Raw genomic sequence first — 24,973 nt, 5'->3', positions numbered from 1 at the left:
TAATCGTTTACACACTTTTGTTAAGCAGTTCACAGTTTGCTCGTCAGGGGCTCGGCTAAACTCCTTCACAGGCTTTTTTCAGCATGGAGAAGAGGATGAAAGTACTGGTCACCGGCGGCTGCGGCTATATTGGCAGCCACACCTGTCTGGCTTTGCAGGCCGCGGGAATGGAACCCGTGGTGGTGGATAATCTCTGCAACAGCAAGGTGGGCGTGCTGGCCCGCATCGCCGCCATCAGCGGGTGTGCCCCCCTCTTCTATCAGGGGGACATACGTGACCCGGCACTGCTGGATCGCATCTTCGCCGAACAGCAGATAGCCGCCGTGATCCATTTTGCCGCCCTCAAGGCGGTCGGTGAATCGACCCGCCTTCCCCTCGAATACTATGAAAACAACCTCGCTGGCACCCTCACCCTGTTGCAGGCGATGAAACGCGCGGGGGTCAACAGCCTGGTCTTCAGCTCCTCGGCCACCGTCTATGGCGATCCGGCCAGCACGCCCATCCGGGAAGACTTCCCCCGCAGCGCCACCAATCCCTATGGTCGATCAAAACTGATCATCGAAGAGATCCTCGAGGATCTGCACCGGGCCGAACCGCACTGGAGCATGACGCTGCTGCGCTACTTCAACCCGGTCGGGGCCCACGAGTCCGGCACCATGGGGGAGGATCCCCAGGGTATCCCCAACAATCTGATGCCCTTTCTGACCCAGGTCGCCATCGGTCGTCGTGACTGTCTATCTGTCTTTGGGAACGATTACCCCACCATAGATGGCACTGGCGTGCGCGATTACATCCATGTGATGGATGTCGCCGAGGGACATGTCAAAGCGCTGCAACATTGCGCCCGTCAGGGCGGCGTACATATCTACAACCTGGGCACGGGGCAGGGCCAGAGCGTGCTGCAGATGGTCGCAGCGTTCGAAGCCGCTTCCGGTCAACCGCTACCCTGCCGCATCGAACCAAGACGCCCTGGCGACATCGCCGAGTGCTGGGCCGATCCCGCCAAGGCCGCGCGCGAGCTGGGCTGGCGTGCCAGCCGTGACCTCGCAACCATGTGCGCCGACAGTTGGCGCTGGCAATCCAGAAATCCACAGGGGTACGAGGCGTAAGCATGCACAGCGCCGCTCGCCCTCTCTTCCAGGCCCCCGTTAGCGGCCACCCCATCCATTTCATCAGGTAATGAGGAGTGATGATGTTCAACCCTGTTGATCACCCCCACCGTCGTTTCAACCCGCTGACCGGTCAATATGTGCTGGTCTCCCCCCACAGGGCCAAGCGCCCCTGGCAAGGCCAGGTCGAGAAGGTCAGTCAGGCACCGAGCCAGTCCCACGATCCGGATTGCTTCCTCTGCGCGGGCAACCAGCGCGTCACCGGCGACCAGAACCCGGACTATCAGGGCACCTTCGTCTTCACCAACGACTTCGCCGCCCTGATGCAAGACACACCGGCCACCCGCGGCGACCAGGATCCCCTGTTGAAACTGGAAGCCGCCCGCGGCACCAGCCGGGTCATCTGCTTCTCGCCGGATCACGGCAAGACACTGCCCGAGCTGCCGCTGCCCGCCATAGAGGCAGTGATCACCACCTGGATGGAACAGGTGGCCGAGCTGTCGGGCCCGTGGCAATGGGTGCAGGTGTTTGAAAACAAGGGCGCCGTCATGGGCTGCTCCAACCCCCATCCCCATGGCCAGCTCTGGGGCAGCGACTTTCTGCCCAACGAGATCGCCCGCGAAGAGCAACACCAGCGCGACTGGCTGGCCGAGCACGGCCGCCCGCTGCTGGTCGACTACGTGGAGCGGGAGCTGGCAGATCGCAGCCGCATCGTAGTGGAAACAGCACACTGGCTGGCAGTCGTTCCTTTCTGGGCCGCCTGGCCGTTTGAAACCCTGCTGCTGCCCAAGACCCATGTGCCCTCCCTGCTCGGCCTCACCCCCGAGCTGCAGCAGGATCTGGCGGTGGCGCTCAAGGAGCTCACCAGCCGTTACGACAATCTGTTCGAGTGCAGCTTTCCCTACTCCATGGGCTGGCACTTCGCCCCGCCCCATTCAGACTGTCCCGAGGCCTGGCAACTGCACGCCCACTTCTATCCGCCCCTGCTGCGCTCCGCCACAGTGCGCAAATTTATGGTGGGCTTCGAGATGCTGGCAGAGACCCAGCGCGATCTGACGCCGGAACAAGCGGCAGAACGACTGCGCGCACTCAGTCCAATCCACTACAAACACACCAGCCCAGCCAATGAGGAGGCCCTATGACCCCCAGCCAACGCGTCAGCGCCGTTTTTGTCGAGCAGTTCGAACAGCAACCTGACCTGCTGGTGCGCGCCCCCGGCCGCGTCAATCTCATCGGCGAGCACACCGACTACAACGACGGTTTCGTACTGCCCTGCGCCATCGACTACGAGACCTGCGTCGCCATCGGCCTGCGCAACGACAGCCAGGTGCAGGTGATCGCCGCCGATTACGACAACCAGCGCGACCTGTTCGACCTGAACCAGCCCATAGAGCACCACCCCAGCCAACGCTGGAGCGACTATGTACGCGGTGTGGTGAAGTACCTGCAGGAGCGCGGCCAGGCCTTGCACGGCCTCAATCTGGTGGTCTCGGGCAATGTGCCGCAGGGGGCGGGCCTTTCATCGTCCGCCTCGCTGGAAGTGGCCATAGGCCAGGCTTTCAAGGAGGCGCAGGGGCTGCACATCAGCCAGGCCGAGATTGCCCTCAACGGTCAGCAGGCGGAGAACCAGTTCGTCGGTTGCAACTGCGGCATCATGGATCAAATGATCTCCGCCAGCGGCAAGCAGGATCACGCCCTGCTGCTCGACTGCCGCTCGCTCGAAACCCGCCTCATCCCCATGCCATCCGACCTGGCGGTGCTGATCGTCAACTCCAACGTGCGCCGCGGTCTGGTGGACAGCGAGTACAACACCCGCCGCCAGCAGTGTGAAACCGCCGCCCGCCACTACGGGGTCAAGGCACTGCGGGATCTGGACTTGGCTGCACTGGAAGCAGGCAAAGCCGGGCTGGATGAGGTCTGTTACCGCCGCGCCCGCCATGTGGTGGGCGACAACACCCGTACTCTGGCCGCCGCCGATGCGCTGGAGTCCGGCGACCTGGTACGCCTCGGCCAACTGATGGCCGAGTCCCACGCCGCCATGCGCGATGACTTCGAAATCACAGTGCCCCCCATCGACGGTCTGGTGGAGATCATCAAAGCCAGGCTTGGCCGCGAGGGCGGTGTACGGATGACAGGTGGCGGCTTCGGTGGCTGCGTGGTTGCCCTGCTGCGCCCGGCGCAGGTCGCCGAGGTGATTGCCGCCGTCGACGCCGAGTACCCGGCCCGCTTCGGCATCAAGGCCGACAGCTATGTCTGCCGCGCCAGTGCCGGGGCAGGCAAGCTATGAGTGCATATGGATGTAATGACAGGATGAAGAGCGGCAGCCCTCTCTGCCGCCCCCACACCACAGGGGCAGGCAAGCCATGACACCATTCGAGCTGGAAAATGAAGAAGGGCTGCGCCTGCGCGGCCTCGACTTTGGCGCCACCCTCACCTCCCTCACCCTGCCAGTCACAGGCTCAAGGCGTGAAGTGCTGCTGGGCTGCGCCGATGAAGCCTATCCCGCACAACAGGTGTGGCTGGGCGCCGTCGCGGGCCGTTTTGCCAACCGCATCGGCGGGGCAGAGCTGGTACGTGATGGCCAGCACTGGGCTCTGGATGCCAATCAGCCGCCTCACTGCCTGCACGGTGGACAGGAGGGGTTTCATCACAGGATCTGGCAGATCAAGGAACAGGAATCGGATCGGGTCAAACTCGTCCTGCTGTCAAAGGCAGGGGATCAGGGCTTTCCCGGCAACTTGCGGGTGACGATGGAGTATCGACTGGAACAGTACGACCTGGTGGTGGAGTTCAGAGCCAGCACAGATGCCCCCACTCCAGTCAGCCTCACCAGCCACGCCTATTTCAATCTGGACGGGGACAGCAAGGGCGGCGATGTGCGCGACCATGCCATCAGTCTCAATGCCGACTACTTCCTGCCTACCGACGGCAGCGGCCTGCCGCTGACCATTGTGCCAGTGGAAGGTCCCTTCGATCTGCGGGTTGCACGTCCCATAGGCCTGGATTGGCTGAGCCACCCCCAGCAACGGCAGGCCAAGGGGTACGATCACGCTTTTCTCCTCAATGGTCCTGAACAGGGGCGAGCAGCGCAGGTGGTGTCGGGGGATAAACAGCTGACGATGGAGGTCTATACCAACCAGCCTTCGTTGCAGTTCTACACCGGCAACTGGCTGGCCAACACGCCGAACCGCAGCGGTCAGCCCCATCAGGATTACGACGGCTTTTGCCTTGAAGCGCAGCAGCTGCCGGACAGTCCCAACCGGCCAGCGCTCGGTGATCCCTGGCTGCTGCCGGGCCAGCACTATCATCACCAGACCCGTTACCGTTTTATCCCCGCAGACTAAAACAGGTGCTGGTGGCGTCATTCTCCCGACCGCCCCTCTGTCAGGGGAGGAACCGGCTGACACCCCCTCTGACAACGAGACGCTTTGTTTGCGCCCTTTCTTCCGACAAGGGTGGGGGCTTTGGCCAACGACACCGGGCATGACAGCACACTGACAGTTATCGAGCCGATTCAGGAGTCTTTATGGATGACAACTACCTGGCCGCCCCCAACCGTTACCAGCGCCAACCCTATCGACCCGCCGGTCGCCACGGCCTGCGCCTGCCCAGCATAGGGCTGGGGCTGTGGCACAACTTCGGCGAGAGCAGCGATCCCGCCAGAGTGAAAGCCATGGTGCATCAGGCATTCGATCTGGGCATTACCCACTTCGATCTGGCCAACAACTACGGGCCGCCCCCCGGCTCCGCCGAGACCTGCTTCGGCGGCGTGCTCAAACGCAGTCTGGCTCCTTACAGAGACGAGCTGATCATCGCCAGCAAGGCGGGTTATGTGATGTGGGACGGCCCCTACGGCGACGGCGGCAGCGCCAAGTATCTGTTTGCCAGCCTGCACCAGAGTCTGCGCCGGCTCGGACTCGACTACCTGGACATCTTCTATCACCACAGGCCGGATCCCCGCACCCCGCTGGAGGAAACCTGCCAGGCACTGGCGCTCATGGTGCGTCAGGGCAAGGCGCTCTATGTCGGCCTTTCCAACTATCCGGCCGAACTGGCCGCCCGGGCGGCGAACCGGCTGGCCGAACTCGGGACCCCCTGCCTGGTCAATCAGCTCAAATACTCCCTGTTCCAGCGGGAAATAGAGGCCGAAACCCTGCCGGTCTGCCGCGAGCAAGGCGTTGGCGTGGTGGCCTTTTCGCCACTGGCTGGCGGCCTGCTCAGCAACCGTTATCTGGCGGGCATACCGGCGGATTCCCGTGCCGCCAGCGGTAGCCCCTTTCTCAAGCCGGAACAGATCACTCCGGACAAGCTGGCCAGGATCCGGGCCCTGCACACCCTGGCGCAGCAGCGAGGACAGGATCTGTCACAACTGGCGCTGCAGTGGGTGCTGCGCGATCCCGTGGTGAGCTGCGCCCTGATTGGCGCCAGCAGCCCCGAGCAGATAGTGAACGCTGTCGATGCCCTCGCCTTACCCTCGCTGGATGAGCCGTTGCAACGGCAGATAGAGACGACCCTGGCCTGACCCTCTCCCGCCGCCGCTCTTGCAAGGGGGGAGGAACCACTGCTGCATCGGCGTGGACAAGAGGAGCGTGACGGCGGCACCTTCCCCGAGAGAGGGCCCCCCTCCCCTGACAAGGGAGGGGCAGGGTGGGATCTGGCAACCCTGTATGACGACAGTCCCTCACAGCACCCCAATATTTTCTGGTTGCCTGCCCGGTTTTCCTCCATCATTGGCCACCCCGACCCAGCTCGGGGCTGACCTTATCCGGACCAATCAACCAAGAGATCTGAACCATGACAGAGTCTTACGCCCTGTTTGTCGCCTTTGTGCTGGGCATAGTAGAGGGCCTGACCGAGTTTCTGCCCGTTTCCTCGACCGGCCACATGATCATCGTCGGCCACCTGCTGGGCTTCGAAGGGCCCAAGGCCGCCACCTTCGAAGTGGTGATCCAGATGGGCTCCATTCTCGCTGTCGTGGCCGTCTTCTGGCGCCGCCTGTTTGGCTTGATTGGCATCCACTTTGGCCAGAAACCACCTCAGGATCACGCCACCCTCTCCCTGGCGCACATCATCCTCGGCATGCTGCCCGCCGTGATCATCGGCTTGGGGATTCACAGCTGGATCAAGGCCAACCTGTTCGGACCGGAAACCGTGATGTACGCCCTGGTTGCCGGCGGCATCTTGCTGATCATCGCCGAGAAGTTTCGTCCGGCGGTACGCTCCGAGACCCTGGATGACATCAGCTACAAGCAGGCGTTCGGCATAGGTCTGTTCCAGTGTCTGGCGCTCTGGCCCGGTTTCTCCCGCTCCGGTGCCACCATCAGCGGCGGCATGCTGATGGGGATCAGCCGTCAGGCAGCGGCCGAGTTCTCCTTCATTCTGGCGGTGCCCATGATGGTGGCGGCAAGCGGGCTGGATCTCTACAAGAGCCGCGACCTCCTCTCCATGGCCGACTTTCCCATGTTTGCGGTGGGGTTCATCACTGCCTTCGTGGTCGCCATGATTGCCATCAAGACCTTCCTGGCGCTGATCCGTCGCCTCGACTTCATCCCGTTCGCCATCTACCGCTTCATCGTAGCCTTCGCCGTCTACCTGGTGTTTGTTGCCTGATGACAGGCAAATAGCCGAATGAAAAAGGGACCTTTCGGTCCCTTTTTCTATTGCTGCCCCACCTCAATAGAGACGATGGGTGATGCCGTTGAGCAGCCGCGACAGTCCCTTGGTGAACTGGACCGGCGCATCCTGCACCGTGTAGCAGAGGCAACCATCCGGTGTATGCGGGCTGTGGGCATGGCTGGCATCGCGCCAGATGAAGTCCCCCGCCTGATAGCAGGTGTCACCATCCTGCATGTTGCCCGCCAGCAACAGGGTCAGCTCATAGCCCTGATGGGTGTGCTCGGGGATACGACCACCGGCCTCGATGTGAAGCAGACTGGCGCGGGCCCCCATCTCGTCCAGCGGCAAGCTGTGCTGACGAATGGCACCGATGTGGCGCCACTTGGGGGCATGGTGACGGGCAAGTGCCCGGGGCAGGCGGTATGAATGGCCGGCTACCTGCAATTCGGGGGTAGACGGCGCCGGTTGGCCGAGCTCGGCCTGGCTGGCCACTGGCTGCTGCAATATGCCGGCCAGTACGGCATCGAGTGCGGCTGGCATGGGCTCGCTCACCTCGGCTGGCTGCTCGGCCGACTCCAGATACTGGCGAGCCAGTTCCTCTTCGCAGGCTCGCAGACTGGCAGCACACTCGGGGCAGAGCTCACAATGGGCAGAGACACCGACGGCCAGCGGCAGGGGCAGCTCGTCGGCAGCGAAGGCGCGCAACATGGCGTGAGTCGGATGGGTTTTAATCATGGCCTTGCTCCACTTGCTCTTTCAATTTCTGTAATGCCAGTCTGAGGCGAGATTTGATGGTGCCAAGAGGCACGCCGAGTCGCTCCGCCAGCTCCTGCTGGGAGAACTCCTGCAGATAGATGCCGCGCACCACCTGCTGTTGCGGTTCCGGCAGGGTGGCAAGATAGTGCGCCATCTGGCGGGTCAGCACCGCATCCTCACCACCGCTCAGGTGCTCCTCTTCCGCTCTGAACTCCAGCATGGGCCACAACTCCTCGGCGCAGAGATCCTCCTTGCTGGCGCGGCGGCGGCGCAGCATGTCGAAGCTCTGGTTGCGCATGACGGTGTAGATCCAGGTGGTCGGCGCCCCCTTCTCGGGATGGTAGAGACGAGCCTTCTGCCACACCAGCAGCATGGTCTCCTGTACCAGTTCCATGGCGTTGGCCTCGCTGCCAAGGTGACGCAGACCGTAGCTGCGAATGCGCGGCGCAAAGTGAGTGAACAGAGTGGCAAACGCGGCCTTGTCGGCATGTTCGGCCACCCGAATGAGAAGAGACTTCAGATCGCCATCTGGATTGTCCATGGGGGGCGATATCCTGCGCAGAGTCGATTGGGGTTGGCCAGTATATGCCATTGCGCCATACCTTGAATGTTGTGGTCATCACCATTACGCCTGACGCGGAAAAAGGATCACCCCTGGGTCGCACATTCGCGCTCAATGAGTGGCAACCAGCAGGCCGCTCAGCAGGGAAAGCGCGGGCAGGTTGTTCTCCGCCGCCAGCAGCCACTGCTTCTGCTCCACGGGAATGGGCAACACCTCCAGCCAGCGCTGGGCCACCCAGCTGGCATCATCCCAGTCGGGGTTGTGGTAGAGAGCCGCATACTCCGGGTAGTCGTTGAACACCTCCTGCAATGCACTGACCAGGGAGTGCTGGTCGGCATTGAGCCGTCCTGTCTGCCAGAGCGGCAGCAGTTCCACCTCGCCGACTCTCAGCCCGTCGGACTCCTGCCACAGATCGACGATCCTGACCCGTTCCATGCCGAGCACTGTAATGCCCAGCAGACCGTCCGGCAGTTGATCGAAATCGACTATTCGCACCCGGGTGGCGATGGGGTACATGTTGCGCAGCGCATCGGGCTGACGGGGGTCGAGCATGCAGAGCACAAAGCCCTGATCTCCCGCCTCGGCGATCATGCGCTGGTATCTGGGCTCGAAGATACGCAGCGGCATGATGCCACCGGGCAGCAGGTGAGCCGAGAGGGGAAACAGCGCCAGTTTCATCAGGATATTCCTCTGTTGGAGATGCTTCTTGATACGACGGCCGCACCAGAGCAGATCATTGAGTGCCAGTTGGAATAGAAAAACCCTTAACAATCAGGGGAAAATAGCCTGGACAACCCGATTCGATATGCAGTAGAAATGGATAAGCACCGCTTATCCCAGTGAATATTCTGGATAGTGGTGGCAAATGCAGTGAAATATCCGTCCGACCAACTCTGGCGGGCCGTCCCTATAGTTTTCTCGGGCCGATGCGGGTAAAATTCACGCCCTTATATATCAGTCATTTTTCGACGCGCAACCTTGGTGGTCAGTTATGAAAGAGCATATTCATCATCTACTTGAACAAACGGTAGCCAATCTCAAGTCAGCAGGCGTCTTGCCGGCGGACCTGGAAGCCCGGGTGCAAGTAGACCGATGCAAGGAGAAGGCTCACGGTGACCTGGCCACCAACCTGGCCATGTTGCTGGCCAAACCGGCCCGCAAGAATCCCCGTGAGCTGGCCGCTGCCATCATTGAAAACCTGCCCGCCTCGGATCTGATCGCCAAGGTCGAGATCGCCGGTCCCGGCTTCATCAACTTCTTCTTCGACCAGCGCTGGCTGGCCGGCCAGGTCGAGGCCATGGTGACCAGCGCCAACGCCAACGTGAAGTTGCCGACGCCGCAAACCGTGGTGGTGGACTACTCGGCGCCGAACGTCGCCAAAGAGATGGCTGTGCACCACATCCGCTCTACCGTGCTCGGTGATGTGGCCGCTCGTGCTCTGGAGTTCCTCGGCCATAACGTTGTGCGCGCCAACCACATTGGTGACTGGGGTACCCAGTTCGGCATGCTGATCGCCTATCTGGAGAAGATGGCCAACGAGCACGCCAGCGACATGGCGCTCAAGGATCTGGAAGCCTTCTACACCCAGGCCAAGCGTTGCTACGACGAAGACGAAGCCTTCGCCGAGCGTGCGCGCAACTACGTGGTCAAGCTGCAAGGTGGCGATGAGTACTGCCGCACCATGTGGAAGAAGCTGGTCGACATGACCATGGAACAGAACCAGATCAACTACGACCGCCTGAATGTCTCCCTGACCAACAAGGACATCATGGGCGAGTCCATGTACAACAACATGCTGCCCCAAATCGTCACCGACCTGAAAGCCAAAGGGCTGGCAGTCGAGAGCGAAGGCGCCACCGTTGTCTTCCTGGACGAATTCAAGAACAAGGATGGCGAGCCCATGGGCGTCATCATCCAGAAGAGCGATGGAGGTTTCCTCTACACCACCACCGACATCGCCTGCGCCAAATACCGTTATGAAACCCTGGGCGCCGACCGGGTCATGTATTTCATCGACTCTCGTCAGCACCAGCATCTGATGCAGGCCTGGACCATCACCCGCAAGGCGGGCTATGTACCGGAATCCGTGCCCCTCGAGCACCACGCCTTCGGCATGATGCTGGGCAAGGATGGCCGTCCCTACAAGACCCGCTCCGGTGGTACCGTCAAGCTGGTTGACCTGCTCAATGAAGCGGAAGAGCGCGCCGCCGCCCTGCTGGAGAGCCGCAACAGCGACCTCTCTGCAGAAGAGAAGGCCAACGTGGTCAACGCCATCGCCATGGGCGCGGTCAAGTATGCGGATCTCTCCAAGAACCGCACCACAGACTACATCTTCGACTGGGACATGATGCTGTCGTTTGAAGGCAACACTGCGCCATACCTGCAGTATGCCTACACCCGCATCCAGTCCATCTTCCGCAAAGCCAACATCGATGCCAGCACGCTTATTGGCAACGTGACCCTGAACGAAGAGGCGGAAGAGGTGCTGGCCCAGAAGCTGATCCAGTTCTCCGACGCGGTCAACGGCGTTGCCGACAAAGGCATGCCGCACCTGCTCTGTACCTATCTGTATGAGCTGTCAGGCAACTTCATGACCTTCTACGAAGCCTGTCCGATCAACAAGGATGGCGTCGATGAAGCCACCCGCCAGAGCCGCCTGCTGCTGTGCGCCGCCACTGCCAAGGTCCTGAAACTGGGTCTGGGCGTGCTGGGCATTCATACCCTGGAGCGCATGTAATAGATGGCAACCCGGGATTACGTCGGCAACAGCCCGAGAAGACGGGCCGGTGGTCGTAACACCAAGAAAGCGGCACCTCGCCGCTTTCCTGTTATCCCGGCACTGCTGGCCGGGGCGCTGCTGGCGGGTTTCGGCGCCTTCCTTTACATGATCAATGGCAAGGGCAGCGATGCCCCCACCATTGAAGAACAGGTCAAGGCCAACAAGCCCAAGACGCAGAACAATGGTCTGCCCCAGGAGAAGTGGAGCTATATCGAACGGCTTGAAAACAAGCAGGTCGATGTCATAGCGCCACCTCCCCAGCCGGGTGTGTTGCCGCCGCCACCGGCGGAAACGCTCACCCTGCAGCCGGAGAAACTGCCGCAGCCGGTACCGACCGACATCCCCCAACCGGGTACGCCCATTGGTCAGGTGCAGCCCTACAAGCCGCAACCGGTTCAACCGGCCAAACCCGCCCCTGTGGCCAGCGCCCAGGAGCAGGTGATCGATCGTCAGGCGGACCGGGAGCGGATGGAGCGGGAGATCCGTGCAGAACTGGAACGTGAGCGGGCCGCTGCGCCCAAACCACAAGTTGCGGCAGCCGCGGGCGACGACAGCGGACGCTACATGATGCAGTGCGCCGCCCTGCGTTCGCAGGATTCTGCCGAATCGCTCAAGGCCCGTATCGCCTTCACCGCCGGGCTCTCCTCCAGCCTGCAAGTTGTCAACGGGGCAGGTGGTGCCGTCTACAAGGTGATGGTGGGTCCGTTCAGCGGCAAGGCAGCCACAGATGCGGCCAACCGCAAGCTGCAAAGCGCTGGCATCAGCGGTTGCATCCCCAAGAAGGGGTGAACCCTGTCAGGGGAACCTTGAGAAAGGGCCGGGTCGACAGACCCGGCCCTTTCTCTTTTCTGCGCCACCGAGTCTCGATAGAGGTCGACCCGCTTCGGATACTCCCCCAGGGTTGAAAAGCCAGGCAGGCATCCCCATCTTTCTTGCCATGCACAGTCAGGCCGTTATTCGGCTCAAGCGAGGTAAGTAAAGTGACTACCATAGTTTCAGTTCGCCGCAACGGTCAGGTCGTGATCGGTGGTGATGGCCAGGTATCCCTCGGCAACACAGTCATGAAGGGCAATGCCCGCAAGGTTCATCGTCTCTATAACGGCAAGGTGCTGGCAGGTTTCGCTGGCGGTACTGCCGATGCCTTCACTCTGCTCGAACGCTTCGAAGCCAAACTGCAGGCCCATCAGGGTAATCTGGAGCGCGCCGCCGTGGCGCTGGCCAAAGACTGGCGCACCGATCGCGCCCTTCGCCGCCTCGAAGCCCTGCTGGCGGTCGCTGACGAACACAAATCCTTCATCATCACCGGCAACGGTGACGTGGTGCAGCCGGAGCAGGATCTCATCGCCATCGGCTCGGGCGGCAACTTCGCCCAGTCCGCGGCCATCGCCCTGCTGGAAAACACCGAGCTGGATGCCAAAACCATAGTCGAGAAGTCCCTCAAGATTGCGGGCGACATCTGCGTCTTCACCAACGGCAACCACACCATAGAAGTGCTGGATTATTCAGCTAAATAAGCCAGCCAAGTAACCCATTTTCGAAGGGGTAGGCCCTGCCCGCCCCGGATACAGGAATGCCATCATGTCCGAGATGACCCCGAGAGAAATCGTTCACGAGCTGGACCGACACATCATTGGTCAGGCCGATGCCAAACGCGCCGTCGCCGTTGCCCTGCGCAACCGCTGGCGCCGGATGCAGCTCGGTGAAGAGATGCGCCATGAAGTGACCCCGAAAAACATCCTGATGATAGGCCCTACCGGTGTCGGCAAGACCGAGATCGCCCGTCGTCTGGCCAAGCTGGCCAACGCGCCCTTCATCAAGGTGGAAGCGACCAAGTTCACCGAGGTGGGCTATGTGGGCAAGGAAGTGGACAGCATCATCCGCGATCTGACCGATGTCGCCATCAAGCTGGTGCGCGAGACCGAGATGGAGAAGATGAAATACCGCGCCGAGGAGGCCGCCGAAGAGCGCATCCTCGACGCCCTGCTGCCCAACCCGCGCAACACCTGGGGTGAGGAAGAGAAAGCCGACAACTCCAACACCCGTCAGATCTTCCGCAAGAAACTGCGGGAAGGTCAGCTGGATGACAAGGAGATCGAACTGGAGCTCTCAGCCTCCCCGATGGGTGTCGAGATCATGACACCACCGGGCATGGAAGAGATGGCCAACCAGCTGCAGGGGCTGTTCCAGAACCTGGGCCAGAACCAGAAGAAGAAGCGCAAGATCAAGGTCAAAGAGGCCATGAAGGCGCTGATCGAAGAGGAAGCCGCTCGTCTGGTCAACCCGGAAGAGCTGAAGCAAAAAGCCATAGCGGCGGTCGAGAACAATGGCATCGTCTTCCTCGACGAGATCGACAAGATCTGCAAACGCGGCGAGAGCTCCGGCCCGGACGTTTCCCGTGAAGGGGTACAGCGCGACCTGTTGCCGCTGGTGGAAGGCTGTACCGTCAACACCAAGCACGGCATGGTCAAGACAGACCATATCCTGTTCGTCGCCTCCGGCGCCTTCCAGGTCGCCCGCCCGTCGGATCTCATCCCCGAGCTGCAGGGTCGTCTGCCGATCCGGGTCGAGCTGACCGCGCTGACCACAGATGACTTCGAGCGCATCCTGACCGAGCCGAACGCCTCCCTGACCGATCAGTACAAGGCGCTGATGGCCACCGAAGGGGTCAATATCGAGTTCACCAAGGATGGCATCCGCCGTCTGGCCGAAGCGGCCTGGCAGGTCAACGAGCGCACCGAGAACATAGGTGCCCGTCGCCTGCATACCGTGATGGAGCGACTGATGGAAGACATCTCCTTCGATGCCTCCGAGAAGTCCGGCGAGACCTTCGTGATCGACACCGACTACGTCAACGCTCACCTCGGCAAGTTGATTGAAGATGAGGACCTGAGCCGCTTTATCCTGTAAGCGAGTCTCGGCACCGCACTGACTATTCTGGACGCCTCCACTATGGAGGCGTCTTTTTTGTGTCTCATGATCCTCACACCACCGCCAGCGCCTCCTCTCGTCTGCGCCCCACCAGCCATAGCGCCAACCCTGTGAGCAGGCCGGTCAGGGCAAAGGTAACCTGAGTACCGAACACCAGATCGGTCGGCATGGCCATGCTCAGATTGTGCGTCCCCACCAGAGTGGCAAACAGGCCACCGAGCCCGGCTGCTCCCGTCAGCTGACCCAGATTGCGCGACAGGGTCAACAAGCCCGCTACTGCCCCCCGTGCCTGCTCACTCGCCCCACCGACCACGGCACTGTTGTTGGCGGTCTGGAACAATGCATAACCGGCCGTCAGCAGCAGTATGGGCAACAGATAGCCGAGCGGACCATATCCCGCCGTCAGGGTTGCCAGTCCAAGGGCTGCTATGACCATGACAGCCAACCCCGACCGAACGACCCATAGCACGCCAAACCTGTCCACCAGCCAGCCGGCAGGCATACCCGTCAAGGCTGCCAGCAGGGGTCCCCCCGAGATCATGAGCCCGACCGTCGCCATATCGAGGTCAAACACGCCGCGCAGGTAAAAGGGGCCGATCAGCAGTGTCACCACCATGACGCTGGCCACCAGGGCACTGGCGAGCAAGCCGCCCCTGAGCCGGGGTTCGGCCAACAGCACCAGTGGCAACAGGGGAGAGGGGTCGAGGCGCTCGCGGCGAATGAACAGTGCAGTGACAAGCAGTACCCCCGCCCACAACCCCAGCGCCAAAGTCCCTCCCGAGGTCAGCGCCAGTCCGTAGCAGAGCAGCGCCATCACCAGCATCGACAGACTCGCCAGGTTCACCCTCTCTCTTTGTGGCAAAGCGCCCTCAGGTGGCAGACCCAGCATGCCGGCCCCCAGTGCCAGCAGGCTGACGGGCACCAGCAGCAGAAAGGGAGCCTGCCAGCCAAACGCACCGATCAAGAGGCCGCCGAACGAGGGGCCAAGGGCTGTGCCACAGGCCGACAGGGTACCGAGCAGTCCCATGCCCCAGCCACGCCGCTCTGGTGGCACCAGCTGCCCCACCATGGCGAGCGCCAGAGAGAGCATGCAGGCAGCACCGGCTCCCTGCAGGACGCGCGCCGCGATCAGCCAACCCATGGTGGGAGCCAGGGTGCACAGCAGGGACGCCAATGCAAACAACGCCATGCCCCAGAGCAGCAAACGCCGCCGGCCAAACCTGTCCCCAAGCCTGCCAGCCACCACTGTCAGGCAGGTGATCCCCAGCAGATAGGCCACCAGTACCCATTGCACGCTGGCAAAGGGCACGGCAAATACCTGCTCCAACGCGGGCAGTACCATGTTGGCCATGCTCCCCGCCAGCATGGGCAACAGGGTGGCAAGACCGAGCGCCAGCAGGCCAGCACGGCGGGCAAAAGGCGTCGGGATTGTGATGGAATGTGACATGGGCATGACCTCCGGCGAACTATGATGCCGACAAGGCTAGTCAGAGCGTGTATCTGGCGGAAGACGCACGGCTTGCAACTTATAGCTGCACGGCACGCCATATGAAGAGCCGGATTCTCGCGTATGATGAATCCAACCGACCGCCATCAGGTTGGTTACCCCTAACACCCGGCTCGGCGAGGGCACGACCATGACCACCCCCGATTTCAATCTGCTGCTGACCCTGGATGCGCTGCTCGATGAGGGCAGCGTGGCCGGGGCGGCCAGGCGGCTGAAACTCAGCCCCTCCGCCATGAGCCGGGCACTGGCCCGCCTGCGTGACACCACTGGGGATCCGCTGCTGGTGCGCGCGGGCCGGGGGCTGGTGCCAACACCACGCGCGCTGGCCCTGCGCGAGCGGGTCAGCCAGCTGGTGCAGGAGGCCGAGGCCGTACTGCGCCCCCAGCAGGAGATAGATCCGGCCCACCTGGTGCGCACCTTTCGTCTCAGATCCAGCGACGGTTTCGTGGAGAGTGTCGGGGCGGCCCTGCTGGCGCGGCTCGCAGCCGAGGCGCCCGGGGTGCGGCTGCATTTCATGGCCAAGCCCGACAAGGAGAGTCAGCCCCTGCGCAGCGGTGAGCTGGATTTTGAAACCGGCGTGATCGGCACCAATACGGCGCCCGAGCTGCGCACCCAGGCGCTGTTTCAGGATCGCTTCGTCGCCGTGGTACGGCCGGGCCATCCACTGTGCGAGGAGCCCCTGACCGCCGCCCGCTATGCCGCCGCCCGCCATGTGCTGGTGTCGCGGCGCGGGCAGGAGCACGGCCCCGTCGACGAGGCGCTCGCCGCCCTGAAGCTGGAGCGTGCCATCACCACCCTGGTGCCGGGGTTTGCCACTGCGCTGGCGCTGGTGCGGGGCAGCGATCTGGTGGCGACCGTGCCAGCCCTGCACTGCGCCTCCCTGCACGCCGATCTGGTGACTCTGCCTCTGCCCTTTCCCCTGCCCGGGATCACCCTGGCCCTGCTCTGGCACCCACGGCTGGACGCCGATCCGGCCCACCGCTGGTTGCGCACCGTCATCCGCGAAACCTGCGCCCAGGCACCCTATGGAGGGGACATCAGGGACAGCTGATCCCCCCGGCGGCAGGCAAATCCGCCTCCTGGCCGCCCGGGGAGCACGGCGCGGCTGCCCGGGATCCCGAGGGCTCCGGCCCGCTGAACCCGCATTTTCCCTCCGTCACACAGAGCCGCGAGGCGCCGCTCACCCCTTGTTCAAAAAAAGATCGGCCCGCCCCTTCCCTCGAGTTTATACGTGCGTATAATTCAGATCAAAATCTGTGCAACAGGAGCGCTATTAGATGCACCCCACTCGTCAAAAACTGCTCGATACGGGCCTTGCGATCGCCACCGACAAGGGGCTGCGCGGCCTCACGGTGCGCGAGCTGGCGGCGGCGACCGAGGTCAATCTCGGCACCTTCGTCTATCACTTTGGCAACCGCGACGCCTTCATCGACGAGTTGGTGGAGCTCTGGTACACCCCCCTCTTTGATGAGCTCAAGGCGGTGGCTGCCCGCGGCACCTACCCCTCTGCCCTCGCAACCTTCGAGGCCACCATGGTGGCGGTGATCGCCCTGGTGGCGCGCCAGCGCAGCTTCATCAATCACCTATTTGGCGATGCCCTGTCCGGCGAGAGCGCGGCCCAGCGCTTTTTGCTGAGCCTGCCGCGCCGCCACCCCCTGCTGCTGCTCGAGCAGGTTCAGAAGGCGCAGGCGGAGGAATCCCTGGTGGCGGGTAACCCGTTGCAGCTGATGATCTTCATCATGGGCTCCGTCGGTCTGCCCCTGGTGATCGCCGGTGGCGGTCGCCAGCTCGGCTGGCTGCCTCCGGAGGCGGCGCCGTTTTTGTCCCAGATAGACAATCCCGAGGCCGCCCAGCAACGCCTGGTATGGGCCCTGCGCGGCCTGCGCCGCCCCGAAGGAGATCCCGCATGAAGCAACGCATCGCCATTCTGGCCGTGCTGCTGACCCTGCTCAGTGGCTACCTCTGGTGGCAAAGCCGCCCAGCCGACGGCTCCATCCTCTACGGCAACGTCGACATCCGCGATGTGAACCTGGCATTCAGGGTCGGCGGCAGGGTCAGCGAGGTGCTGGTCGATGAGGGGGACATCATCAAGGCGGGTCAGCCGCTGGCCCGTCTCGATCCCGTACCCCTCGCCCACGAGCGCGACAGCGCCCGCGCCAATCTGGCCGCGATTGAAGCGGCCAACGCCTTGATCCACAAGGGGTATCGCAGGGAAGAGACCGACAGGGCACGGGCCGAGCTGGCCGCCGCCGAGGCGGCCGCCCTCGAGGCAGAGCAGCAGTGGCGTCGCCAGAGTGCGCTGGCGGCGACCGGCGCCATCTCCCGTGGCCAGCTCGACAGCGCCCGCTCCCAGCGGGATCAGACCCAGGCCCAGGTGCGCTCCGCCCGCGAGCAGCTCGGCCAGCTCGAGACCGGCTATCGCCCCGAAGAAATTGCCCAGTCAGATGCCCAGCTGCAAGGGGCCAAAGCGGCGCTGGCCAGCGCCGAACTGGCACTCGCCGACGCCGTGTTGACAGCCCCGAGCGACGGCATACTCCTCACCCGCGCCATCGAGGCCGGTAGCATAGTGCAGCCGGGGGCTACCGCCTTCAACCTCTCACTGACAGCGCCGGTCTGGGTGCGCGCCTATGTGGAGGAGCCCTGGCTCGGCCACTTCCCGAGCGGTGCCAGGGTGACCCTGACCACTGACTCAAGGCCGGACAAGCCCTATCAGGGGGTGGTGGGCTTTGTCTCCCCCACCGCCGAGTTCACCCCCAAATCCGTGGAGACGCCGGATCTTCGCACCCACCTGGTCTACCGGCTGCGCATAGTGGTACAGGATCCTGACTCCGCCCTGCGCCAGGGGATGCCGGTCACCGTCAGGCTACAGCCATGAACACCGCCATCCAGCTCGCAGGGCTCACCAAGCGCTTCGGCGAACGGGTGGCTCTCAACGCCATCTCGGCCACCATTCCGGCCGGCGGCATCACGGGCCTGGTGGGGCCCGACGGAGCTGGCAAGAGCACACTGCTGCGCCTGCTGGCCGGTCTGCTGGTACCGGAGACCGGGGAAATCCGGGTGCTGGGGCTGGATCCGGTGCGCGAGGGGGACGCCCTGCGTCAGCGGCTGGGCTACATGCCCCAGCAGTTCGGGCTCTACGAGGATCTCAGCGTGCAGGAGAACCTCAGCCTCTATGCTGACTTGCGCGGGGTGCTGGAGCCAGAGCGCAGCCCCACCTTTGCGCGCCTGCTCGCCTTAACCGATCTAGCCCGCTTCACCGCACAGCCGGCGGGCAAGCTGTCGGGGGGAATGAAGCAGAAGCTGGGTCTGGCCTGCGCCCTGCTCGGCACCCCGGACGTGCTGCTGCTCGACGAGCCCGGGGTCGGGGTCGATCCCATCTCCCGCCGTGCCCTCTGGAAGATGGTGCGCGAGCTGGCTCAGGGAGGCATGACGGTGCTCTGGAGCACAGCCTACCTCGATGAGGCTGAGCTGTGCGACCACGTGCTGCTGATGGCGGACGGCGAGCTGCGCACCAGCGGCACGCCAGCAGATCTCATGGGGGCCATGGCGAGCCGCTGCTGGCTGCTGGAAGCCGGAGAACTGGACGGCCGTGAGCGGCGCGCCCTGCTGCGCCGCGCCCTGGCCCACCCGGCGGTGATGGACGGCACTGTGGCGGGGGAGCGGGTGCGTCTGCTGCTGCGCCCGGGCCAGATACCACCTCCCCTGGCGGAGCTCGGCCTCTCGGAGGGTGGCTTCGTACCGACCCCTGCGCGGCTCGAAGATGCCTTTATCGATCTGCTGGGGGGAGGCCCGGGTGGAGAATCCAGCCTGGCTCAGCTGATGCGCGAGGCCAGCCTGCCCAAGGGGGTCTCCCCGGAGGCGGTGATCGAGGCCCGCCGCCTCACCAAGCGTTTCGGCGATTTCACCGCCACCGACGACGTCAGCTTCGCGGTGCGCCGGGGGGAGATCTTCGGCCTGCTCGGCCCCAACGGCGCGGGCAAGTCCACCACCTTCAAGATGGAGTGCGGCCTGCTGCGCCCAAGCAGCGGGCAGGCGCTGGTGACTGGCATCGATCTGGCCCGCAGTCCCTCGGCGGCGCGTCAGCACCTCGGCTACATGGCCCAGAAGTTCTCCCTCTACAAGCAACTCACCGTGGCCCAGAACCTGTCGTTCTTCGCCGGCATCTACGGCCTGTTCGGTCGCCAGCAGCAGACGCGCATCGACGCCATGGTGAAGGCGTTCACCCTCGGCCCTTGGCTCGGCCAGCAGACGGAATCCCTGCCCCTTGGCCTGCGCCAGCGCCTGTCCCTCGCCTGCGCCCTGCTCCACGAACCGCCGTTGCTGTTCCTCGACGAGCCTACCTCAGGGGTCGATCCGGTGACCCGGCGGGAGTTCTGGTCCCACATCAACGCCCTGGCCGATCACGGCGTGACAGTGCTGGTCACCACCCACTTCATGGACGAGGCGGAGTATTGCGACCGCATCGCCCTCATCTACCGCGGTCGCCTGCTGGCGCTCGGCACCCCGGACGAACTCAAGGCCAGTGCCGCCGGGGGGGCCACCCTCTCCTTACCAACCTCTTCATTACCAACGATGGAAGAGGCCTTCATCACGCTAGTCGAACAGGCCAGCGAGGAGGACGCATGAGCATCAACCGCCGCCGTCTGCTGGCCCTGTGCCACAAGGAGTCCCTGCAAATAGTGCGCGACCCCAGCAGCATCCTCATCGCCTTCATCATGCCTGTGGTGCTGCTGGTGGTGATGGGCTACGCCATCAACCTGGACGTGGATCACCTGCGACTCGGCATCTGGCGCACCGATGGCGGCGCACCGGCCATCCGCCTAGAACAGGCCCTGCGCGGCTCGAACGCCCTTGAGGTGCAGGGCGGTCCGAGCAAGGAGGCGCTGCTCGGCAGCCTTGAGCGCGGCGAGATCCGCGGCCTGCTGGTGATCGACGAGGGGTTCTCCCGTGCCATGGCGGGCCAGGGCGGCAGCACCCCCAGGGTCTTGCTGCTCACCGACGGCTCCGAACCCAACACGGCGAACTTCGTCACCAACTATGTGCAGGGGATCTGGCAGGGGTGGCTCGTCAGGGAGGGAGTTTCCCTGCCGGTGGCGGTGGAGAGCCGCGCCTGGTTCAACCCGGCGCTGGTGAGCCGCAACTTCCTGGTGCCCGGGTCCATCGCCGTTGTGATGACCATCATAGGCGCACTGCTCACTTCCCTGGTGGTGGCCCGGGAGTGGGAGCGCGGCACCATGGAGGCGCTGCTCGCCACCCCGGTGACCAAGACAGAGCTGCTACTCTCCAAGCTGCTGCCCTACTACGGGCTCGGCATCGCCGCCATGCTCATCTGCCTGCTCTTCTCGGTGGCTGTGATGGGGGTCCCCTGGCGCGGCTCGCTGATCGCCCTGTTCGTGCTCACCACCCTGTTTCTCGGCAGCGCCCTCGGGCTCGGGCTCTTTCTCTCCACAGTGATGCGCAGCCAGTTCAACGCCGCCCAGGCCGCACTGACGGCGGCGTTTCTGCCGGCCATGATGCTCTCGGGTTTCGTGTTCGAAATCGCCAGCATGCCGCCGCTGCTGCGAGCCATCACCCACCTGATCCCGGCCCGCTACTTCGCGAGCTCGTTGCAGACCCTCTACCAGGCGGGCAACGTGCTCTCCATCCTGCTGGTTAACGGCGTCTGCCTGTTACTGCTGGCCGCCTTCTGGCTGGCCCTCACCGCCCGCAAGACGCGGCGCACCCTGGAGTAACCCCATGCTGATCCGACTCTGGTGGCTGATCCGAAAAGAGTTGCAAGCCCTGATGGGCAATACCCAGGGACGCTTCCTGCTGATCATGCCGGTGCTGCTGCAAACGGCACTTTTCCCCTTCGCCGCCACCCTGGAGGTGACCGGCAACACCCTGGCCATCTACGACCAGGATGGGGGGGCGCAGAGCCGGGAGCTCATCAAACGCCTCACCCACATGCCCGCCTTCACCACTGTAATGCCGGTGGCGGGCGAGGCTGGGATGACAGATGCCATCACGGGGCAGCAGGCCCTGATCGGCCTCATCATCCCGCAGGATTTCTCCCGCCGTCTGGTCAGGGGCGAACAAGCCAAGCTGCAGCTCATCATCGACGGGCGCCGCTCCAACGGGGGGCAGGTCGCGGCAGGCTACATCAATCAGGTGATCGCCCGCTGGCAGAGCGAGGGCAAGGGGCTGCCGGAGCTGGCGGTGCGCCACCTCTACAACCCCAACATCGAGTTCAGCTGGCACATACTGCCCTCCCTGGTGGCCATCATCACCACCATAGGCTGCCTCATCGTCACCGCCCTGTCGGTGGCGCGGGAGCGGGAAGAGGGCACCTTCGACCAGTTGCTGGTCTCCCCCCTCACCGCGGGCTGGATCATGGCGGGCAAGGCGGTACCCGGCATTCTGGTGGCGGTGGGCCAGGGTACCATAGTCGCGCTGGCAGCCCGCTTCCTCTATCAGGTGCCGTTTGGCGGCAGCACCACTCTGCTGATGGCGGGCATGGTCTGCTACGGCCTGGCGCTGGCGGGGATAGGGCTCTTCGTCTCGTCCCTCTGTTCGACCCAGCAGCAGGCGTTTCTCGGGGTCTTCTCCTTCATGGTGCCGGCGGTGATCCTCTCCGGCTATGTCTCCCCCATCGAGAACATGCCGCTGTTGTTCCAGTGGCTGGCGGCCGTGGATCCCCTCAGCCATTTCATCCTGCTGCTCAAGGGGGTCTTCCTCAAGGATCTCGGCTGGTCGGCGGCCTGGCCCCTGCTCTGGCCCCTGCTCGCCATCGCCGGTGTCACCCTCTCCCTGGCGCTGGCCATGTTCCGCCGCCATATCGCCTGATGACCCGGCCCCTGCCAGGGGGCGGCCTCTTGCCCCCCATGCTGGAACTCGACCGGGGCCAGCGGTCGCGCCGGGTACGGAAACCGTCAACTGGTATACCCATTTATGTATAGGTTTGAATTCCCTCGAATTACCCCTGAGGAGATATATAAATAGACACTTGATTTGCATCAATCGTCCCGTCCCTGCGACTGGGTAGCCTAGCCTCAGAATGATGTTTTATTACTCCAAACTAGAGGCAATCATGAGCAAAGTCAGGCTGGCCGTCATAGGGAACGGCATGGTGGGGCACCGCTTCATCGAAGAGTTGATCGAGCGGGCCGATCCGGACCGGTTCGAGATCACCGTCTTCGGTGCAGAACCGCGTCCCGCCTACGATCGTGTCCATCTCTCCTCCTACTTTTCCCACCACACCAGCGAAGATCTCTCCCTCGTCAAACCCGGTTTTTACGAGAAGCACGGCATCCGCCTGCTGCTCGGCGAAGCGGTGAAAAAAATCGACAGGGCGGCCCGCGAGGTGCATTCCAACAAGGGCACTGTGGTCGCGTACGACAAGCTGGTGCTGGCCACCGGCTCCTACCCCTGGGTGCCGCCCATTGCGGGCAGTCAGCACCACGAGTGCTTCGTCTATCGCACCATCGAGGATCTGAAAGCCATCCGCAGCGCCGCCAAGAGCGGCAAGAGTGGTGTTGTCATTGGTGGCGGCCTGCTCGGCCTGGAAGCGGCCGGTGCTCTCAAGGCGCTCGGCCTCGAGACCCACGTGGTGGAGTTTGCCCCTGTCTTGATGGCGGAACAGCTCGACGGTCAGGGTGGCCAGCTGCTGCGCCGCAAGATCGAATCCATGGGTGTGCAGGTTCACACCAGCAAGAGCACCAGCGAGATCCTGATGCACGGCGGTCGTGACGCCCGGCATCGACTCGCCTTTGCCGACGGCAGCACGCTTGAAGTAGATGTGGTGGTCTTCTCCACCGGCATACGCCCGCAAGATACGCTCGGCCGTTACTGTGAACTGGCCATAGCCCCGCGCGGCGGCGTAGCTGTCGACGATCACTGCCTCACCTCGGATCCCGACATCTATGCCATCGGCGAGTGCGCCGCCTGGCAGGGTCGCTTCTTCGGCCTGGTGGCGCCCGGCTACAAGATGGCGCAGATCACGGTCGACCACCTGCTCGGTGGCGACAGCCGCTTCGAAGGGGCTGACATGAGCGCCAAGCTCAAGCTGCTCGGCGTCTCCGTCGGTTCCATCGGCGATGCCCATGGCCGCACCCCCGGCAGCCACAGCTATGTATTCCAGGACGATCAGGCCGGCGTCTACAAGCGTATCGTGGTGAGCGAAGACAACAGTCGCCTGCTCGGCGCCGTGCTGGTTGGCGATGTGGATGACTACGGCAACCTGCTGCAACTGATGCTCAACGCCATGCCGCTGCCCGCCCACCCGGATACCCTGATCCTGCCCGCCTATGCCGGTGCCAAGCCGACCCTGGGGGTGGATGCCCTGCCGTCCACCGCCCAGATCTGCTCCTGCTTCGACGTCTCCAAGGGCGACATAGCCCAGGCAGTCGCCGAGGGCCACACCACCCTGGCCGCCATCAAGCAGCACACCAAGGCCGGTACCGGCTGCGGCGGCTGCGTGCCACTCATCAGCCAGGTGCTCAACGCCGAGCTGGTGAAGCAGGGCATAGAGGTCAACAACCACCTCTGCGCCCACTTCCCCCACTCCCGCCAGGAGCTGTTCCATCTGGTCAAGGTGGAGGGGATCAAGAGCTTCGACGAGCTGCTGGCCAGACACGGACACGGCTATGGCTGCGAGGTGTGCAAGCCCACGGTCGGCTCCATCCTCGCCTCCTGCTGGAACGACTACGTACTGAGCCCGCTCAATACCCAGCTGCAGGACACCAACGACATCTTCCTCGGCAACATGCAAAAAGACGGCAGCTACTCCGTCATCCCGCGTATGGCCGGTGGCGAAGTGACCCCGGAAGGCCTGCTGGCGGTGGCCGAAGTGGCCCGCGACTACAAGCTCTACACCAAGATCACCGGCGCCCAGCGCATCGGCCTGTTCGGTGCCCAAAAAGATGATCTGCCCGCCATCTGGCGGAAATTACTGGCCGCAGGCTTCGAAACCGGTCAGGCCTACGCCAAGGCGCTGCGCATGGCCAAAACCTGTGTCGGCAGTACCTGGTGCCGCTTCGGCGTGCAGGACAGCGTCGGCCTCGGGGTCTTCCTCGAGAACCGCTACAAGGGCATTCGCACCCCCCACAAGATGAAGTTCGGTGTCTCCGGCTGTACCCGTGAATGTGCGGAAGCTCAGGGCAAGGATGTCGGCATTATCGCCACAGACGCGGGCTGGAACCTCTATGTGGGCGGCAACGGCGGCATGAAACCGCGCCACGCCGACCTGCTGGCCTCCGACCTTGATAGAGAGACCCTCATCAAGCTGATCGACCGCTTCATGATGTTCTACGTCACCAGCGCCGACAAGCTGCAGCGCACCTCGGTCTGGCTCGGCAACCTGGAAGGGGGTGTCGACTACCTGCGCGAGGTGATAGTCCACGACAAGCTGGGACTGAATGCCACCCTGGAGCGCGACATCCAGGTGCTGATCGACAGCTACGAGTGCGAGTGGTCCCGCACCCTGAATGAAGAGGAGCAGCTCAAGCGCTTCAGCCACTTCATCAACAGCGGCAAGCGTGACCCGGACGTGCAGTTCGTCAGCGAGCGCGATCAGCACAGGCCCGCCACTCCGGCGGAGCGCATCCCCGTCTACCAGATCGAGGTGGAAACCAAATAATGAAACTTGCCTGCCAACGCAATGACATCCTGTCGGGCTGCATGGACGTTTGCGCCCTGCTCGATAGCCAGTTCATCCAACTCGACGTGGAGATTAAGCG

General features: G+C 63.4%; 21 protein-coding genes. 17 read left to right on the top strand and 4 right to left on the bottom strand.

The window, feature by feature from the left end:
• The first annotated feature begins 95 nt into the window (after window positions 1–95).
• The 6 genes from galE (at window position 96) to bacA (ending at window position 6,719) form a co-directional block, all read left to right on the top strand.
• A complete protein-coding gene (gene galE, locus GWQ31_RS08815; RefSeq protein WP_275909157.1) occupies window positions 96–1,109 on the top strand; it encodes a UDP-glucose 4-epimerase GalE in 1,014 nt (337 codons plus the stop codon).
• An 83-nt stretch (window positions 1,110–1,192) separates the two neighbouring features.
• Entirely contained in the window at window positions 1,193–2,251 is a 1,059-nt protein-coding gene (locus GWQ31_RS08810) for a UDP-glucose--hexose-1-phosphate uridylyltransferase (protein ID WP_275909156.1), read from the top strand.
• Entirely contained in the window at window positions 2,248–3,396 is a 1,149-nt protein-coding gene (gene galK / locus GWQ31_RS08805) for a galactokinase (RefSeq protein WP_275909155.1), read from the top strand. The genes GWQ31_RS08810 and galK overlap by 4 nt, the downstream gene beginning before the upstream one ends.
• Before the next feature lie 76 nt (window positions 3,397–3,472).
• Window positions 3,473–4,453, top strand: coding sequence for a galactose-1-epimerase (galM, locus tag GWQ31_RS08800; RefSeq protein WP_275909154.1), 981 nt, complete (start codon window positions 3,473–3,475; stop codon window positions 4,451–4,453).
• Between the two features lie 182 nt (window positions 4,454–4,635).
• Entirely contained in the window at window positions 4,636–5,631 is a 996-nt protein-coding gene (locus GWQ31_RS08795) for an aldo/keto reductase (protein WP_275909153.1), read from the top strand.
• Between the two features lie 272 nt (window positions 5,632–5,903).
• A complete protein-coding gene (gene bacA, locus GWQ31_RS08790) occupies window positions 5,904–6,719 on the top strand; it encodes an undecaprenyl-diphosphate phosphatase (RefSeq protein ID WP_275909152.1) in 816 nt (271 codons plus the stop codon).
• Between the two features lie 63 nt (window positions 6,720–6,782).
• Here the strand turns inward: bacA and GWQ31_RS08785 are convergent, their stop codons facing one another.
• From GWQ31_RS08785 to GWQ31_RS08775, 3 genes are all read right to left on the bottom strand, one after another.
• Window positions 6,783–7,460, bottom strand: a complete 678-nt coding sequence (locus tag GWQ31_RS08785) for a ChrR family anti-sigma-E factor (RefSeq protein WP_275909151.1) — start codon at window positions 7,458–7,460, stop codon at window positions 6,783–6,785.
• Window positions 7,453–8,022: a sigma-70 family RNA polymerase sigma factor gene (locus GWQ31_RS08780; protein WP_005318397.1), complete on the bottom strand. Its 570-nt coding sequence runs from the start codon at window positions 8,020–8,022 to the stop codon at window positions 7,453–7,455. The genes GWQ31_RS08785 and GWQ31_RS08780 overlap by 8 nt, the downstream gene beginning before the upstream one ends.
• Window positions 8,023–8,154: 132 nt before the next feature.
• The gene (locus GWQ31_RS08775; protein ID WP_021138448.1) at window positions 8,155–8,721 is read right to left on the bottom strand and encodes an LON peptidase substrate-binding domain-containing protein; all 567 of its coding nucleotides are present in this window, start codon (window positions 8,719–8,721) and stop codon (window positions 8,155–8,157) included.
• A 313-nt stretch (window positions 8,722–9,034) separates the two neighbouring features.
• Between GWQ31_RS08775 and argS the strand changes: the two genes are divergently transcribed.
• From argS to hslU, 4 genes are all read left to right on the top strand, one after another.
• The gene (gene argS / locus GWQ31_RS08770) at window positions 9,035–10,780 is read left to right on the top strand and encodes an arginine--tRNA ligase (RefSeq protein ID WP_275909150.1); all 1,746 of its coding nucleotides are present in this window, start codon (window positions 9,035–9,037) and stop codon (window positions 10,778–10,780) included.
• 3 nt (window positions 10,781–10,783) lie between these two features.
• Window positions 10,784–11,611 carry an SPOR domain-containing protein gene (locus GWQ31_RS08765; protein WP_275909149.1) on the top strand — a complete coding sequence of 276 codons (828 nt, stop codon included), beginning with the start codon at window positions 10,784–10,786 and terminating at the stop codon, window positions 11,609–11,611.
• Between the two features lie 191 nt (window positions 11,612–11,802).
• A complete protein-coding gene (gene hslV / locus GWQ31_RS08760; protein WP_005318389.1) occupies window positions 11,803–12,336 on the top strand; it encodes an ATP-dependent protease subunit HslV in 534 nt (177 codons plus the stop codon).
• A 64-nt stretch (window positions 12,337–12,400) separates the two neighbouring features.
• The gene (hslU, locus tag GWQ31_RS08755; protein ID WP_005318386.1) at window positions 12,401–13,729 is read left to right on the top strand and encodes an HslU--HslV peptidase ATPase subunit; all 1,329 of its coding nucleotides are present in this window, start codon (window positions 12,401–12,403) and stop codon (window positions 13,727–13,729) included.
• Window positions 13,730–13,802: 73 nt separating this feature from the next.
• Here hslU and GWQ31_RS08750 read toward each other — a convergent pair whose 3' ends face one another.
• Window positions 13,803–15,197, bottom strand: a complete 1,395-nt coding sequence (locus tag GWQ31_RS08750) for an MFS transporter (protein ID WP_275909148.1) — start codon at window positions 15,195–15,197, stop codon at window positions 13,803–13,805.
• 190 nt (window positions 15,198–15,387) lie between these two features.
• On the opposite strand from GWQ31_RS08750, the gene GWQ31_RS08745 reads away from it, so the two are divergent.
• From GWQ31_RS08745 to nirB, 7 genes are all read left to right on the top strand, one after another.
• Window positions 15,388–16,308, top strand: a complete 921-nt coding sequence (locus GWQ31_RS08745; RefSeq protein ID WP_275909147.1) for a LysR family transcriptional regulator — start codon at window positions 15,388–15,390, stop codon at window positions 16,306–16,308.
• A 226-nt stretch (window positions 16,309–16,534) separates the two neighbouring features.
• Window positions 16,535–17,167 (top strand): TetR/AcrR family transcriptional regulator, encoded by a 633-nt coding sequence (locus GWQ31_RS08740; protein WP_265448362.1) that lies wholly within the window; start codon window positions 16,535–16,537, stop codon window positions 17,165–17,167.
• On the top strand, window positions 17,164–18,132 hold the full coding sequence (gene hlyD / locus GWQ31_RS08735) for a secretion protein HlyD (RefSeq protein ID WP_265448361.1): 969 nt from the start codon (window positions 17,164–17,166) through the stop codon (window positions 18,130–18,132). The genes GWQ31_RS08740 and hlyD overlap by 4 nt, the downstream gene beginning before the upstream one ends.
• Window positions 18,129–19,883, top strand: a complete 1,755-nt coding sequence (locus GWQ31_RS08730; RefSeq protein WP_275909146.1) for an ATP-binding cassette domain-containing protein — start codon at window positions 18,129–18,131, stop codon at window positions 19,881–19,883. The genes hlyD and GWQ31_RS08730 overlap by 4 nt, the downstream gene beginning before the upstream one ends.
• On the top strand, window positions 19,880–20,989 hold the full coding sequence (locus tag GWQ31_RS08725) for an ABC transporter permease (protein ID WP_265448359.1): 1,110 nt from the start codon (window positions 19,880–19,882) through the stop codon (window positions 20,987–20,989). The genes GWQ31_RS08730 and GWQ31_RS08725 overlap by 4 nt, the downstream gene beginning before the upstream one ends.
• A gap of 4 nt (window positions 20,990–20,993) precedes the next feature.
• Window positions 20,994–22,082 (top strand): ABC transporter permease, encoded by a 1,089-nt coding sequence (locus GWQ31_RS08720; RefSeq protein ID WP_275909145.1) that lies wholly within the window; start codon window positions 20,994–20,996, stop codon window positions 22,080–22,082.
• 244 nt (window positions 22,083–22,326) lie between these two features.
• Window positions 22,327–24,873 (top strand): nitrite reductase large subunit NirB, encoded by a 2,547-nt coding sequence (nirB, locus tag GWQ31_RS08715; protein ID WP_275909144.1) that lies wholly within the window; start codon window positions 22,327–22,329, stop codon window positions 24,871–24,873.
• The last annotated feature ends 100 nt before the right edge of the window (window positions 24,874–24,973 follow it).

The organism is Aeromonas sp. 2MA4 (assembly GCF_029237305.1).
GTDB lineage: Bacteria > Pseudomonadota > Gammaproteobacteria > Enterobacterales > Aeromonadaceae > Aeromonas > Aeromonas salmonicida.
This window is presented reverse-complemented; position numbering and strand designations above follow the sequence as displayed.